The sequence below is a fragment of the Terribacillus halophilus genome, from assembly GCF_900101385.1.
Lineage (GTDB): Bacteria > Bacillota > Bacilli > Bacillales > Amphibacillaceae > Terribacillus > Terribacillus halophilus.
The window spans coordinates 251591-267064 of record NZ_FMZB01000001.1; the positions used below are offsets into that span (position 1 = coordinate 251591).

15 protein-coding genes are annotated in these 15474 nt (G+C 45.2%); 8 read left to right on the forward strand and 7 right to left on the reverse strand.

Annotated features, from left to right (window positions below; translation table 11 throughout):
• Window positions 1-102: 102 nt before the first annotated feature.
• Both BLQ53_RS01235 and BLQ53_RS01240 read left to right on the forward strand, forming a co-directional pair.
• The gene (locus BLQ53_RS01235) at window positions 103-2490 is read left to right on the forward strand and encodes a cell wall-binding repeat-containing protein (protein ID WP_093725197.1); all 2388 of its coding nucleotides are present in this window, start codon (window positions 103-105) and stop codon (window positions 2488-2490) included.
• Window positions 2491-2598: 108 nt separating this feature from the next.
• Window positions 2599-2877: an AbrB/MazE/SpoVT family DNA-binding domain-containing protein gene (locus BLQ53_RS01240; RefSeq protein ID WP_093725199.1), complete on the forward strand. Its 279-nt coding sequence runs from the start codon at window positions 2599-2601 to the stop codon at window positions 2875-2877.
• A 42-nt stretch (window positions 2878-2919) separates the two neighbouring features.
• Here the strand turns inward: BLQ53_RS01240 and BLQ53_RS01245 are convergent, their stop codons facing one another.
• Window positions 2920-3690: an SDR family NAD(P)-dependent oxidoreductase gene (locus tag BLQ53_RS01245; RefSeq protein ID WP_093725201.1), complete on the reverse strand. Its 771-nt coding sequence runs from the start codon at window positions 3688-3690 to the stop codon at window positions 2920-2922.
• A 194-nt stretch (window positions 3691-3884) separates the two neighbouring features.
• Between BLQ53_RS01245 and BLQ53_RS01250 the strand changes: the two genes are divergently transcribed.
• Window positions 3885-4499: a TetR/AcrR family transcriptional regulator gene (locus BLQ53_RS01250; RefSeq protein WP_170829539.1), complete on the forward strand. Its 615-nt coding sequence runs from the start codon at window positions 3885-3887 to the stop codon at window positions 4497-4499.
• A gap of 15 nt (window positions 4500-4514) precedes the next feature.
• Here the strand turns inward: BLQ53_RS01250 and BLQ53_RS01255 are convergent, their stop codons facing one another.
• The 4 genes from BLQ53_RS01255 to BLQ53_RS01270 are packed head-to-tail and all read right to left on the reverse strand — an operon-like array spanning window position 4515 to window position 7860.
• Complete coding sequence (locus tag BLQ53_RS01255) at window positions 4515-4835, reverse strand: EamA family transporter (protein WP_244499199.1); 321 nt, start codon at window positions 4833-4835, stop codon at window positions 4515-4517.
• Window positions 4822-5178 carry an EamA family transporter gene (locus BLQ53_RS01260; protein WP_093725205.1) on the reverse strand — a complete coding sequence of 119 codons (357 nt, stop codon included), beginning with the start codon at window positions 5176-5178 and terminating at the stop codon, window positions 4822-4824. The genes BLQ53_RS01255 and BLQ53_RS01260 overlap by 14 nt, the downstream gene beginning before the upstream one ends.
• On the reverse strand, window positions 5153-6892 hold the full coding sequence (locus tag BLQ53_RS01265) for a DUF6020 family protein (protein WP_093725207.1): 1740 nt from the start codon (window positions 6890-6892) through the stop codon (window positions 5153-5155). Before BLQ53_RS01265 ends, BLQ53_RS01260 begins: the two co-directional genes overlap by 26 nt.
• Window positions 6892-7860, reverse strand: coding sequence for a glycosyltransferase family 2 protein (locus tag BLQ53_RS01270; RefSeq protein ID WP_093725209.1), 969 nt, complete (start codon window positions 7858-7860; stop codon window positions 6892-6894). Before BLQ53_RS01270 ends, BLQ53_RS01265 begins: the two co-directional genes overlap by 1 nt.
• A 294-nt stretch (window positions 7861-8154) precedes the next feature.
• Between BLQ53_RS01270 and murJ the strand changes: the two genes are divergently transcribed.
• The 5 genes from murJ (at window position 8155) to BLQ53_RS01295 (ending at window position 13348) form a co-directional block, all read left to right on the forward strand.
• Complete coding sequence (gene murJ / locus BLQ53_RS01275; protein WP_093725211.1) at window positions 8155-9666, forward strand: murein biosynthesis integral membrane protein MurJ; 1512 nt, start codon at window positions 8155-8157, stop codon at window positions 9664-9666.
• Window positions 9667-9699: 33 nt separating this feature from the next.
• Entirely contained in the window at window positions 9700-11079 is a 1380-nt protein-coding gene (locus tag BLQ53_RS01280; RefSeq protein ID WP_170829540.1) for an O-antigen ligase family protein, read from the forward strand.
• A gap of 34 nt (window positions 11080-11113) precedes the next feature.
• A complete protein-coding gene (gene pssD, locus BLQ53_RS01285) occupies window positions 11114-11584 on the forward strand; it encodes a PssD/Cps14F family polysaccharide biosynthesis glycosyltransferase (protein WP_093725215.1) in 471 nt (156 codons plus the stop codon).
• On the forward strand, window positions 11581-12060 hold the full coding sequence (pssE, locus tag BLQ53_RS01290) for a PssE/Cps14G family polysaccharide biosynthesis glycosyltransferase (RefSeq protein ID WP_093725217.1): 480 nt from the start codon (window positions 11581-11583) through the stop codon (window positions 12058-12060). The genes pssD and pssE overlap by 4 nt, the downstream gene beginning before the upstream one ends.
• A 196-nt stretch (window positions 12061-12256) precedes the next feature.
• On the forward strand, window positions 12257-13348 hold the full coding sequence (locus BLQ53_RS01295; protein ID WP_093725219.1) for a glycosyltransferase family 4 protein: 1092 nt from the start codon (window positions 12257-12259) through the stop codon (window positions 13346-13348).
• A gap of 227 nt (window positions 13349-13575) precedes the next feature.
• On the opposite strand, the gene BLQ53_RS01300 is transcribed toward BLQ53_RS01295, so the two are convergent.
• Together BLQ53_RS01300 and tagD are read right to left on the reverse strand one after the other, a co-directional pair.
• Window positions 13576-14655: a CDP-glycerol glycerophosphotransferase family protein gene (locus tag BLQ53_RS01300; RefSeq protein ID WP_244499200.1), complete on the reverse strand. Its 1080-nt coding sequence runs from the start codon at window positions 14653-14655 to the stop codon at window positions 13576-13578.
• A 112-nt stretch (window positions 14656-14767) separates the two neighbouring features.
• Window positions 14768-15166, reverse strand: a complete 399-nt coding sequence (gene tagD, locus BLQ53_RS01305; protein WP_093725223.1) for a glycerol-3-phosphate cytidylyltransferase — start codon at window positions 15164-15166, stop codon at window positions 14768-14770.
• Between the last annotated feature and the right edge of the window lie 308 nt (window positions 15167-15474).

The following is a 15474-nucleotide window of genomic DNA, read 5'->3' on the forward strand; positions in this document are numbered from 1 at the left end:
TCTAGTAAAATTCACCTGCTCTTTTTATAGTTTAAAAGAAGCAATACAAAATTCGACATAAGCGTTTTGTACTGCGAATCTAGTAAAGAAAGAGGGTAACAGGTGGAAAGAAGCAGAGCGACCTATCTCATTGTCTTTTTTGCTGGTCTATTTCTCACATGTTTAATATTCATCCAGCCAGCTGATGTCCAAGCAGAATCGGGCGGTCATACTTTTTCAACTGGTACTGCGACGGTGCAGCTGTCGGATGGGAAAACTGTCGAAGTGACGAATGATATAAGTGGTGTACTTCGTATCACCGGAGATGCCGGGATACTTTATGATTCCACGATTCCGGATGCCGACATAGCCTCCATTCAGGAAGCGAACATGGCTGATGATTCCTATTTGATTGTAGAGTATCGTACGCATGGTACTGCACAAGCATTGCAATTCGATGTTTTGCATGTGACAAATGAAAAATTGGAACGCATTTATCAATCGGATTTATATGAAGGAGCGAGACTCGCTATTGATGAAGAAGGGGCCCAGCTCGAAGTGAGCTACCCGAAAGTAGAACAGGATGTGCCCCTTGCCGAGCCGAAAGAAGTCTACATCGAGGCATTCACAGTAGCACCGGAGCAAGTGACAAAAGCGGATGAACGGACGGAACCGGCAACAAACAGTGCAAAAGCACGTACATTCAGTGCAAGTGCAGCCGGGTATACGAACCCAAGCTATGACACAATCAGCCGTAAGCTGACAGCAGCGGCCGTCAAATATGATGTACCGCCGGAAATCGTCAAATCGATCGCTTTCCGTGAAAGCGGCTGGAAGCAGTATACGAATGGCAGCATATCCTCCTGCAGCATTTCTGATGGGTCGAATGTAGTGATCGGCTATGACTGTATCGGTATTGGAATCATGCAGGTATCCGACTATGATCGAAGTGACAAGCAGGAAATCCAGAAGCTGATGCACGATATCGATTATAATATCGATCGCGGCATGCAAATCCTGAAAGACAAATGGAATGAAGCCAATGCCAAAGCAGAATCCGCTCTGCCGTATAATTTGATTCCGAAAGTCAATGACGGGAATCCTGATAAATTGGAAAACTGGTACTTTGCCATTTTGGCATATAACGGCCGCTTGGAGCGGAACGACCCGATTGCCAATCCACAAACGGCTTACCAGGAGCTTATTTATAAGGAGATGGGGAATCAGTCCTTGATTTCGACAACACCATTTCCGACGCATCTGTTGACACCGGGGAGAATCAGCGGCCAACTTGGTTCGTATTTCTCTTTCCAGACAAACCAAGTATCCACTCCTGGACCGTTGCATGAAAGCACACAAAATTATGGGAAAGGCAATACCGTCTATGTCACAGCTGATCGGCTCACACTGCGCAGTAGCCCGAATGGATCTTCCATCGGTACATTGCCTCGTGGCGAGAAGCTGACAATAACTGGTGGTTATACTGCCAATAATTCCAATGTGAATCATTATGTATGGTATCCTGTGCGTACAAGCAGCGGCAAGACTGGTTATGTAGCCAGCGGTTACCTGAGCACAGATCCGGTAGTCGTACACAATCTGGAAGGTGACCGCCGTAATGCTACAAGTGCAAGCATCTCAAACTATGGCTGGCATTTGGAATCTCCTGACGCAGTCGTACTTGGGCGCAGCGATCTGCCAATCGATGCTTTTACCGGGAGCGTACTGGCAGCGCAACTGGATTCTCCGCTCCTTTTGACTGACCAGGACAAGCTCGAGCAGGTGACCATTACCGAAATTGATCGTCTGGACCCTTCTACGATTTATATCGTCGGTGCAGAACCAGCGATTTCGAAAAATGTCGAGAATAACCTGCGTAAAAATTTTCCTGAAAGCAAGATTGAGCGTGTAGCTGGTTCCCATCGTTATGCGACAAGTGTAAAAGTGGCAGAAGAAGTAGCCTCTGTTTCCAGTAAGCCGTCTGAAATCTTCCTGGCCGTCGGCGATGAAAAATCACCTGATGCCCTGACAATCGGACCGCATGCAGGCAGCGAAGGAATCCCTATCTTACTGACTAGAACAGCTGAATTGCATGATGATGTAAAGACTTATATAAAACGCAATAACATCAAGAAAGTGACGATCATCGGAAGTGAGACAGTCGTTTCCAAGCGCGTATCAGATCAAATCAAGCAGCTTGGTGCATCTGTTGAGCGTGTAGAAGGACCTGATCGTTATTCGACGAATGCAGCGGTCATCACGAAGTATTATGGAACCAATCCGGATCAAGTATTCTTCGCAAATGGTCAGACAACAGTTGATAGTCTTTCAGGTGCTCCGCTTGCAGCCAAGTATGACGCACCGATCATCCTGACAAGACCGGATGCTGTCACAAAGCCGACGAGGGCATTCCTGAATAAAATCAATGATCAGCCGGAAATCTTCTACCTTGGCTCGGATGCTGCCATAACAGATCGGACACGCAAGGAGTTGGAAGGAATTCTGCAGTAGCAAAAAAGCGCGAACATTAAATTGTTTGCGCCTTTTTGCGACAATAATAATTTCAATAATTAGAAAAATATAGTATAGTGAGAATATCACAGTAAAGGAGGCGTTTTCATGAAGAGTACCGGGATTACGAGACGGGTCGATCATCTAGGCCGTGTCGTCGTGCCGAAAGAAATTAGGAGAGAGTTCGGCATCGAAGAAAAAGATCCTGTTGAAATTTTTGTCGAAGGCGACAAGATCATCTTCCGAAAATATCAGCCTGGTTTTACTTGTGCCGTAACGGGGGAAATTACACCGGAAAACAAACAATATGCAGATAATCTGTATTTAAGTCCGGAAGGTGCCCGTATCCTCTACGACAAACTTAAAGAAGAAATTGAATCCAATTAAAAAGACGAAGCGGACAGTTACCTGTCGCCCGTCTTTCTTTTTTTATATAGACGTTGTACCTTGACCGCCATCGACCCGGAAATAAGAGCCTGTGATGAAACTGGATCGATCAGAGGCAAGGAATAGCATCAATCCGGTCACCTCACCGACTTCTCCATATCGATTCATCGGCACACTTGCTTCAAAACCATGTCGGGCAGCGTTCTCATTCCCTTTGGCAGCTTTCGTCTCGATGCTTTCCATCCATTCCGTATCGAGAGATGAAGGACAAACTGCATTCACACGAATACCATACTCTGCGACTTCCAGTGCAGCCGTTTTATTCAGTCCGAGCACAGCATGCTTGGAGGCTACGTAAGTGCTCATTCCGGGACCGCCAAGTACACTGCCGCTGCATGCAGTATTGACTACCACGCCGCTTTTCTGCTCAATCATGATACGCAGTACATGTTTCAAGCCAAGGAATGCGCCGACTACATTTACCTGAAGGACTTCTTTCATACTCTTTGCTGTTTGTTCCGTTATAGGGACGAAATCACCGCTGATCCCTGCATGATTGATAAACACATCAATACGTCCAAACCGGCGAAGCGTCCGCTCGACAGCATGTACAATGTCTTCTTCTATCGTAACGTCAGCCGGAAGCAAAAGCTTCTCCGCTTCGATTTCAGCAGTGGCCGTTTCCAATGCCTCTGCTGAAAGATCAAGCAGCGCTAGCTTGGCACCTGCTTTTGCAAAAGCTCTCGCAGCCGATGATCCAATACCGCCGGCAGCACCAGTGATCAATACAACCTGTCCTTGGAATTCCTTCACTGTGAGAGCCTCCTTTACTGTTTATGTTGAAGTTGCCAACTGAAAATGTTCGAAATGCATTAACATAAGTAATCTTAGCGCATTGACAGCTAGGTAACAATGCTCAATAATTTAAGTAATGTAACCTAGTCAACAAAAATGTTAATTGAATAGAAGAAAAAGATATTTAATAAACAAAAAAGGCGGTTTTGTTGTTGAAATTAAAGACGGACCGACGCAGCAGACGAAGTGTGAAGGCGCTTAAAAAAGCCTATGTGGATTTGATTTTAGCCCAAGAAGATAAGCGGATCAGCATTCAGCAAATTGCGGATCAAGCTGATTATAATCGCGGCACCTTTTATAAACATTTCACCGATAAGGAGAGCTTGAAAGAGAGAATTCTTACCGATTTCCTGGGTGGCATAGCGGTTGCATTGCTGGAACCGTATAAAGATAGTGCCTATGTCGATTTGCAGGAGCAAGCTCCGTCAACAATGCGCATATTCACCCATATCTACGAAGAAAGATGTGTTTTGAAGGCATTGCGGATTCTTTATCCCGATGTAGCGGAAAAGATGTTGGACGTCTTCGTACGATGCTTGTCCGGTGAGTTTTATCTGGAAACGGAAAGTCCAAGGATTCCAGTGGATTATGACTTGATGATTCATTTCCAAATGGCTGCCACTGTCGGCTTCATCATGCATTGGGCAGATACGGACTTCAAATTTTCCACCTTGAATCTTTCAGAACAGTTTACCGAATTGGTACGGGTTCGCCCTTACCGATTAGTCAATACGATGATAGAAAAAGGAAACGACTCCCAAGTGTGAAGCGGGAGTCGTTTTTTATATGACAAGACAAGCAGCACCGGCGACAAGTAATCCGACACCGGCTATTTGCTTTAGTTTAATATGTTCATTCAAAAGATAAAACGACAGTAATAGCGTCCATACATAGGTGATGCTTGTCAGTGGAAAGACGACCGAGTAAGGAAGCATCGTAAGCACATAAATATTGATCAAGGCAGCAGAACCGTAACAAACCAGTCCGATCAGCAGTGTTCGATAAGTGTGTACAGACGGGTCACTGGCCCGCTTGAAGAAAAAACCTCCGCCAGCTCCCAGCATTGTACAGGAAATCAGCAAGAACCAGCTAATTTTCTCCACCCCCGATCATGATTGCCCCTACTATGATCAACGCTGTCCCCATTATATGCATGGCTGAAATGTGTTCATCGAGGAAGATGGTACCCATGATCAATGCGAATACATAACCAAGGCTCAGCATCGGATGCAGCACACTAAGCTTGCCAAAACGGAATGCAATCATCATGGTCACCGCCCCTGCTCCATAGCAGATACAGCCGATCAGCAGCGGAATATTGATTTGCCCATCTGCGATTTTCCATAATAACTGTCCGACACTTGTAAATACTGCTGACAAAAGAATCAGGGCGATACCTAGTTTCGGTTTGTCATGGCTATCACGTCCAGGTTGTACGTTCTCCATCGCTTGGCTCCTTTCCCTTTTTATACAGACAGGCAAAGAGGAGGAAGAAGATACTTACCATTGCGTTGCTGACTTGGTAGCGATAGTCCTGTGCCGGCAGCCCGACAAAGATTGTCGCAGTATTGAACAGGACGGGCAAAATAGGCAGCCATGCAATCGCTCCGAGCTTACGGGATGCAATCAAGCTAAACAGGATGATGAGGATGCTGAATACCGCCGGACGCCAGAAAAGCTCTTCTGTATGGTAGCGGGATGCTTCCAGCCCATATTCCAAAACGTCATACAACGTCTGGCTCACCGGATTTGTTTCCAATCCCATCTCATTCGGATCAACATCGATCGTGTAAGGGTTCGTATATCCATCAATCGGTTTATTGATTTGCCATACCAGGGAAGTTTGTTTGAGATAAGCTTCGATGACGATGGCAGGATTTTGCCTTACAATGTCGAACCAAATCGATAGGTACTTACCCATATCTGCGACAACCACATCGTCTTTAAAGTTGTCATGGAATTTGATCCGATCCGTCAGATAAGGATTATACGCATCCCAGTCTTCTATTGGCAGAATCGTATCCAAATAGGCGAGCTGCTCTTCTGTCAGCTCTCCATCCTGGGACACAACCGCTGCAATCTGCTGCGTCGGTATGCTCATCGATTCATTTGGGTTGGCGGATTGGATATTATAAGCCGTGAATACCGGTCCAGTGACGACAAGGTAAAGTGCAGAGACTAGCACAAGCGGGCTCAGTAGCTGCTTCCAGCTCTGTCGATAGACAATGAGCATACCAATGGCGGTCAACACGGCAATCGGCAATCCGTTGTTCCGGAAGAAGGCAATGCCGAGCAATACGACAGTGAATGTCGCTATTCCGCTCCATGTCCGTAAGTTTCTGCCTTCCTGCAATACCGTCTTCATGACAAAGATAGTCAGAAAGACGATGAAGATACTATAGACGACATCCTTCCAGAGAATGGTGGAGAAGATGCCATTTATCGGCAGTACAGCCCATAGAAGAGCCGCAACCCAGGCGATTTTCTTACCAAGCCCGTATTGACGGAAGGAATATATTCCATAAGCATATACAAACGACATGAGCAAAATCTGGAATAGGACAATGACAGCCGGGGAGTCCCAAAGCTGCGTCAGAACCAGTATCACTATCGTATACGCGAATGGATGCCAGTTATTGAACTCCATATTCTCCACTTGCCGCCAATGGTTCAGGGAGTCCGGGCTCATATTACCCGGGAAGAAGGCAAGCAAGTAGAACATCCAAACGAAGATCATCGGCAGCATATACCATAGGATCTGCCATTTGCTTACGTCTGTTCGCTTCCATTCATAGCCTCCCCTAAGCAGGAGAAAAGCAAGGTAGGAGAAGAAACAGAAGATGGTCGCTAGAGAAATGAGATCGACAATCGCCGTTTCATACCAAGGCCGATTGATGAACAGCGGCCAGTCTATCAAGCTGATCAGCGTATAGACGGAGAGTAAAGCGATGCCGACCATTATGTAGCTTTTTTCCAATACAGACTGAAAAATCTGTCTGCGATACATCCAAAACACATAAAAGAAACAAATGCTGACAATAGAAAGGACAACATACTTCAAAAGCGATGTATCCTGTCTGGCTTGCATGATGGCTAATACAGAAATAGTGGCTGCAAGACCTGCAGCCACACTGATCAAAAGGTTTAGAACGCGCGTCATTATATGGAGCCTCCAGTTCTGGTCATACCTTGGACGGGTTTCGGTTTGCTTTCTGCCTGGATCCGGTTCAATTCCAATTCATATTGCTTGCGCTGATTGGACGCCACCGTATCCAATATCGCGCCACAAGCAAAACTCAGCACCGACAGGACGACCAAACCGACGGCAAGGATTGCAGAAGGAACCCGGGTGATGAACTGGGTAGAAAAATATTCTGCAATGACCGGAATGCCGACGGCCAATCCGAGTATGAGAAAAAGAGCGGACCAGGCTGTGAAGAAGAGCATCGGTTTGTATTCCTTGAAAAGGCTGAAAATCTTATACAGCACTTTGCGGCCATCAGCCAATGTATTCAATTTTGAATAGCTTCCTTCTGGGCGGTCGCGATAGAGGATCGGCACCTCCACGATCGACAGCCGCTTATCAAGGGCATGTATGGTCATCTCTGTCTCGATCTCAAAGCCGGGACTCATGATCGGCATTGTCTTGACGAAAAGGCGATCGAAGGCACGATAGCCCGTCATGATATCACAAAGTTTCTTTTTATATAGGAAGTTGATACAATTCTTCACCATCGTATTGCCCAGGTTATGGAACTTGCGTTTATTCTCTTTCACATAAGTGCCATTGGACAGACGATCACCAATAACCATATTGGCGCGCCCTTCCTGGATCGGGGCAATCAAATCATGGACGAATTCGGCAGGATATGTATTATCCCCATCAACCATCACATAGCAGTCCGCCTCGATATTCCGGAACATCGAACGGACGACATGCCCTTTTCCTTGCTGGAATTCATGACGGACAATGGCGCCATGCCGCCGGGCAATCTCGCTCGTCTTGTCCTTCGAATTGTTGTCGAACACATAGATTTCCGCGTTCGGCAGCTGTTTTCGGAAGGCATCGATGACATCGCCGATTGTCTGCTCTTCGTTGTAGCATGGAATCAATACAGCTATTTTCACTACGTACACTCCATTCCTTTTCTAGGATATGTCGAACCAAGTCTAGCAAAGGATTATTATGCAACTGTTAACCAATGGTGAAGTAATTGTAAATAGTATGAATATACGAATATTTTGTAAAGTTATCCCCTAGCCCAGTAACTGGAAGGGATGAAGTCGTGTTACCCGCGTCAGTGTACGTTAAGTTACTGTAAATTGCCTTGAAACGGCTTTCTATTCAGTTTTATAATTTAGCCAGCAATACGCATCCCTGAAGCTACATGCTGCATGGGCAAATAGAGAGAGGTCCTTTTCATGAAGTCGAAACTTCGCATTGCAAGTCTGCTGCTGCTGTTCGTGACCCTTGTACTGAAGGTCTCAGGGTTAATCCGGGATATGCTTATAGGCTATTATTTCGGAGCCGGGAGTGAAGCGGACGCTTATTTTGCGGCCTTTGCATTACCGAACATGTTCATTCTTTTCCTGACAACAGGAATGAAGAGTGCATTCGTTCCAAGTTATATCAAATATCAGGAAAAAAACAGGGGGCTGGCGCATCTTCAGGATGTATGGAAAGGAACGCTCCTGTTCAGTTTGCTGATATCGATTGTTTTCATCTTTATTGCGCCGCTGTATATCCGGCTGCTGTATCCGAATCTGGCAGGCGACAATGCACAGATGGCAACAATCATGACAATCATTTTCCTTTCATCTCTACTATTCGTCGGCGTCAATGCCGTACTGGAGGCATACTTCGATGCGGAGAACAAGTATTACTTATCCGTACTCGCACAGGCAATCGTGCTTTTGGGAACCATCGTAAGTGCGCTGCTCTTTGCTGATGATATAGGAGCATATGCATTTGCTTTCGGTAATTTGGCGGGTGTCATCTTGAGCTTGCTATTCAAGCTTGCGCTTTTACTGCCAAAACGCACACTTTCGCTGCGGGGCAAAATCGATTGGGCGGAAAACAAGCAGTTTTACCGAATCTTCATCCCGGTAGCTCTTACTGCGATGATCGGACAGATTACCCTGCTGATTGATAATTCATTTGCCAATATGCTTGGGCGCAGTTTCGTTACATATTTGAATTATGCTAAGAACTTGACGCAATTTCCGCAGAATATCGTCGGGGTCAGCATCGGCACCATCGTATTTCCGCTGCTTGCCGCCGCATATGCCAAGCAAGACATGGATGGTTTCAAAGCAAACATTACTCGCGGGCTGCAGATTATGTATTTCGTACTGCTGCCTGTATTGACAGGCATGATGCTCTTGATGCCGGAGATTGTCTCTCTTCTATTCGAAAGAGGAAGATTCACCTCCCATGATGTCGGGGAGACGAGCATGGCAGCTTATTACTATTTTGGCACGATTCTGTTCTACAGCTTGGTCATCATCATCAACAATGGTTTTTATACGATGGAAAAAGGTCATTACATGATGCGGCTCGGATTGCTATCCATCGGCCTGAAGTTCTTGCTCAACTACTTATTCATAGAAAGCTTCGGTTTTATCGGAATACCGCTTTCTACTTCGGTAACGGGTTTGATTTATGCAACTGCCTGTTTCCTTCTGTTCCGGAAGCTCACAGGCGGGATACCTGTACGCGCTATGCTCACGGATGTCGTCAAGACAACTGCCGGGGTGCTTATCATGGGAATCGCTGTCCTTTTGATCAAGGGAACCTTGCGTGAAGCACAGCCGATCGTGACGATTCTGATCTGTTCAGCAGCCGGGGTCATCGTATTTCTCATCTGTGTATTCCTGATGAAAATCAAATCATTCAACATCTTATTGGGAAGAGGCGGCTCCGCTGCTAAGTAATTGGCAAGAGTGGCACGAAGGAGGACAATCATTTTGCAAGCCCTGACACAGAAACTTACAGACAAACATCATACATTCGAAAAACTATTCATTTTCTTCATCTTAGCTCAGCCGTTTCTCGATCTGCTGTCGTATTTCGGGATTCCAGTTTCCAATCCAGTCCGGCTGCTCGTCATACCAATCGGGATACTGTACATGCTTGGCTATCCAGATCGGCGCTGGAGCAGGAATACGGTCATCTATATGGCTGTGCTTGCTGTTTACTTTGCCATCAACTTCGGCGTCAGTCTGGTCTGGAAGGATCCCGTTTCCACAGTAGGCGAGCTGACATTCATCTTGAAGACATTTTTCTTCATCACCGCACTGCTTGTGTATGTAATGATTTTCCGGCATCTGGGTGGAAATCATGAATGGAAAGAGATTGTACCGAAATATCTATTTATCAATACAAGTGTCGTCAGTGTGGTGATGCTCCTTGCTGAAATAACCGGCACCGGGAAACGCAGTTACGATTACTTGGCTAAGCAAGGGCATTCCGGCTGGTTCTTTTCCGGTAATGAAATCAGTGCCATTTTAGGTATGGGTTTCTGCGGTGCAATGATTTACTATCTGTTCATAAAGAAAGGCAGGCTTGCACAAATTATATGTACACTCCTTGTAGCGGTCATGATTTGGGCAATGCTTACAATCGGTACGAAGGTCGCATTCGGAGCAGCCTTGCTTGTGTTGGGGCTGGCATTCCTTTTACTTCTCGTACAGGCAATCATCAAACGAAACAATTTCATTCAGGCAGGTGTCATGCTTGTCCTGCTGGCAGTCACAGTTCTCATTTCGCCTGAAATGCCGATCGGCAATAACTTGGGTTTATCAGTCGATATGGCTAACGAGAAGGCAGCTCAGCAGCAGGAAGAAGCCCAGGCTCCTCCATTACCGGAAGGAGAAGGAGAGGTTCCCCCTCCCGGAAGTGTCAGACAGTGGAGCTCCTGGCAGCTCATGGCGCTGAATGGACGGGAAGAATTTTTCGGTACGGTTCTGTATTATTTCGAGCATGCACCTGTCATTCAGAAAGTTTTCGGTATGGGGATCGGCGGGAATTATACGGGAGAGGAACCCAGGATAATCGAGATGGATATTCTGGACTGGTTCTTCGGATTTGGATACATCGGGACATTCATCTTGATCTTGCCGGTAGTGTTTGTCATCGGCAGCATCCTGGTATTCATTTTCAGGCAGCGCTTCAAAACATTGGACGCAACGGCATTGTTCAGCGGGATAGGGGCTTGTATTGGTCTTGGTGCAGCATTCATTGCCGGTCATATTCTCTCATCACCGGCTTCAGGATTTTATCTGGCATTGTTCCTAGGGTTCCTGTATGGCTTGCTCAAGCAGAAACCGGGGAAATTCTTTCAATAGCATCTCATCTCAACTGGAATGGAGCGAATCAGTGATGAAAAAGAAAAAATTGCTTCTGATCTCTTCTATCGGCGGACATTTGACACAGCTATTGCAGCTCGAGCCGCTATTCAAGGAATATGATTATCACATCGTGACAGAAAAATCCGAAATCACGGAACAAATGAAAGACAAGCATCCGATGAGCTTCCTTGTCTACGGAGCACGTAATTATCCGTTTCGCTATATATTCAAGTTCAGTTATAACATCATAAAGTCCATTTTCCTTTTCCTTAAGCATCGTCCGGATGTTGTCATCTCAACAGGAGCGCATACATCCGTGCCGATGTGCTATATCGCGAAACTGTTCAGGAAACGAGTCATCTTCATCGAGAGCTTTGCAAAATCCACCTCTCCGACCATATCAGGCAAGCTGATCTATCCAATCGCCGATTTATTCATCGTCCAATGGGAAACGATGAAACAGATTTATCCGAAAGCGGTCTATGGGGGGTCCATCTATTGATACTGGTCGTCTTGGGTACACATGAGCTTCCTTTCACCCGGCTGCTCGAGGAAGTGGAGAGGCTGAAACGGAAAGGGATCATCACAGATGAAGTCGTCGTCCAAGCAGGACATACGAAGTTTGAAAGTGACTTGCTGACAATCAAGCCGTTCGTCAATTATGAAGTGATGGATCAGCTGATGGAGGAAGCACGCCTTATCATTACGCATGCTGGCACCGGCTCGGTCATCTCCGCCTTGAAAAAGGGGAAAAAGGTCATCGCAGCAGCCAGGCTGAAAAAATACGGAGAACATAATGATGACCACCAGCTGCAATTATTGTCCATTTTCCTGGAACAGCAGCATATCCTGAGCTGGGGAGAAGGAGAGGATCTCGGCGAAGTGATTCAGCAGGCAGCAAGCTTCGAGCCAGTGCCATTTCAATCTGGGAAAGAGCGGATGTTTACGATCCTCAGCAATTTCATCAAAGAAGCATGATAATTGTAAACTAAATGTAAAGGCGCTGAAACCGTTCATCATGTAAAATTTACATTGTGTGTAATTGTGTTTTGACTACAGAGACCTTATAATGGTACAGAGCATATTAAGAATACTGTCGAAATCTAGTAGTTTATGATACTTGGATTATAAAAACAATTTTGGAACGATTTGCAAGCTATTTAGGAGGATACGAATGGTACACATAACGCCTTTAATCATAGCGTTGGCCGCATGCTTCATCCTTTCGGTTGCGCTGACGCCTATGGTGAAAAAGCTGGCATTCGCAATCGGAGCAACGGATAAACCAAACGCTAGGAAAGTACACCAGAAAATCATGCCGCGATTGGGCGGATTGGCCATTTACATCAGTTTTGTCATCGGTTATCTAATCTTTATGCCTAATGATTCGAATACGGCACCAATCCTGATCGGGGCAACAATGATCACACTGATTGGTGCATTGGACGATAAGTTCATTCTATCGGCAAAAGTGAAATTTATCGCACAGATCGCAGCAGCAACTGTCACGGTGCTTGGCGGAATCCAGATCGATTTTGTAACATTGCCATTCGCTGGGCGCATCGAATTTGGTGCTTGGGCTATCCCGATAACGATTTTGTGGATTGTCAGTATAACGAATGCCATCAACTTGATTGATGGTTTGGATGGATTGGCAGCAGGTGTTTCAGCTATCGCATTATTCACGATTGCCATGATTGCAATCAGCATGGGCAACCCGCTATCAGCAATGATGGGCGTGCTCCTTTTGGGCAGCACACTTGGCTTCCTTGTGTTCAACTTCCATCCAGCTAAGATATTCATGGGGGATACGGGAGCATTATTCCTCGGCTATATGATTGCCGTATTATCCGTAAGCGGTCTGTTCAAGAACGTTGCATTGTTCTCTTTGATCGTGCCGATCATCATTCTCGGCGTACCGATCTTGGATACTACGTTTGCCATCATTCGCCGGATCGTGCAGAAGAAGCCTTTGTCAGCACCAGATAAGCTGCATTTGCACCACTGTCTCTTGAATCTAGGATTCTCTCATCGCCAGACTGTTATTGTCATTTATGCAATCAGTGGAATCTTCAGCATAACAGGAGTCCTTTACACAGAAGCCACCATGTGGGGCTCGACTATCCTGATTATTGCCTTGGCGATACTAATTGAGTTGATCGTTGAGATTACTGGATTGATCAGCGACCGCTATCGTCCATTACTCAATATGGTTGGCTTTCCGAAAGTGACAGAAGAAGAACGGCGCAAACAGCATCAGCAATAAATGAAGAAGAGGCTGGGACAAAAATGTTTTAGCTAAAAGAAAACCCGAACTATTGACGTGAATCTTGAAACAAAGATACGCGTAAGTTCGGGTTTTTTGACGTTAATCTATACCAGCGGAGTATTCTGCCGAAGCGGCACTTATGAGCAACGTTCGCTTTTAAGCACTGGTATTTTAGTTATGTCCCAGCTCTTCTTTTTTGATTAAAAAAACACGCTGATAACACATCAGCGTGTAGTTTGTGTGGACGGCTTGGTTGTGGCTGCCACGGCCGGGTTGGACGTATACATAGCATGTATCAGCTGTTCACTCGCATGTCCGTTCGAATATTGGTTCCATTGTTTCGAGAAAGCTTGCACCTTCTCCAATTGGAAGGCGTTCTTTTTGATCACTTTAATGATCGATTTCGTATCCCTGACCATAGGTCCTGGCAACGATTCAAGATATTCATCTGATACACCGCGTTTTTTCTGATAATCCTCCAAATCATATGTGAAGAAGATGATTGGACGATTGAGCAGTGCATACTCGAATGGTATCGAGGAATAATCGGTGATCAAGATATCCGTCACTAGAAGAAGTGGATTGATATTCTTATAGTGTGTAACATCGATTACAAAGTTTGGATAGTAGTTTGCTAGATCCCAAGTAACAGCAGGGTGAAGGCGCAGGAACAATACATATTCCTGTCCCAGCTCCCGGTAAAGACGCTCGATATCAAGTTCGATTTTAGGCTTGGCCAGTTCATCATCCCGGTAAGTGGGAGCATATAGGATGACTTTGCGTTTCTTGATAATCGGGTACTGCTCGGCAATTTCTTTTTCGATTTTCACAATCTGACTGTCATCGAAGAAGAAATCCGTACGTGGCATACCAGTTCGCAGTATATGGGCATTGGTCAGGCCAAAGCTTTCCTGGAAAATGGATGCCATTTTTTCGGATCCAACCGTTACATACGAGAAACGGCTGTATACTTGTTTGAATCTTTCTTGAGCTTTCGTGCTCCTTGTCTGGACAGAAGGGTCCATCAAGCCGAATTTCTTCATTGCTCCAGCAGCATGCCATAGCTGAATGCATGTAACATTCGGTTTGAAGTCCGTTACGGCAAGAAAACCGAAATAATTGTCTACCATCACGACGCGCGAAGTGGCCAGATGGTAAATGCCTTTGATAAAGCCGCTTATATTCGTCATGGAAAAAGGTATGATCTCCGCATCCAGATCAGTGAAATCTTCCCGGCAGGAAGGAGTCTTCAATATGACTATTTCTCCCGTATTCCATTTTTCAAGCGATTTAGCCGTATACAAAATATTATCCCCAAAAGAGGAAACCAAGGTGGTTTTGTTCTTTTGGGGAAACAGCTTGAAAAATATGAATAGCGTTTTGAAGAACGCTAGATAGAGAGAAATAGCAAATTCTCTAACCATTATTCACTTCTAGAAGATCGTCTTTGATCTTAGAAGTGGAGATACCGACTGTACGTGGCAGGTAAACGACTTCACAATGTTCTTTCAAGAAGTCGAATTTGCCTTCCCAGTCACTGCCCATGACGAATACATCAATATTATGGTCCACGACGTCGCGGACTTTTTGATCCCAGCTTTCTTCTGCGATGACTTCATCCACATAACGAATCGCTTCAAGGATCATTTTGCGGTTTTCAAAGCTGTGGTAAGACTTCTTGTCTTTTAGCTTATTGAACTCATCGGAAGAGATTGCCACGATAAGATAATCGCCCATTTCCTTCGCGCGGCGAAGTAAGTTCACATGGCCCCAGTGCAACAAATCAAATGTACCGTACGTAATTACTTTCTTCATTGTTGTGCCTCATTTCCTTTTAGTTTTGGTTTTTCATATATAAAAGTTGTCTGCATCTTCATTGTCACAGTGTAATTATAGTTCATAACATTTACACCTGATTAACATTATATTTACATTTTAATTAAATTTCAAGTCTGCTATGATAATAGAATGCAAATATATGCTAGTTTTGTCGAAAACGCATACATTTTCACTTGGATTTCCTGTATTTGGCTGAAAATGAATAAATGGCTAAGGATGAAACATGCTAATGAAGAGCAAAAAAATCCATTTAAAATACGAAGTATGTGTAAAGAACTTTACAA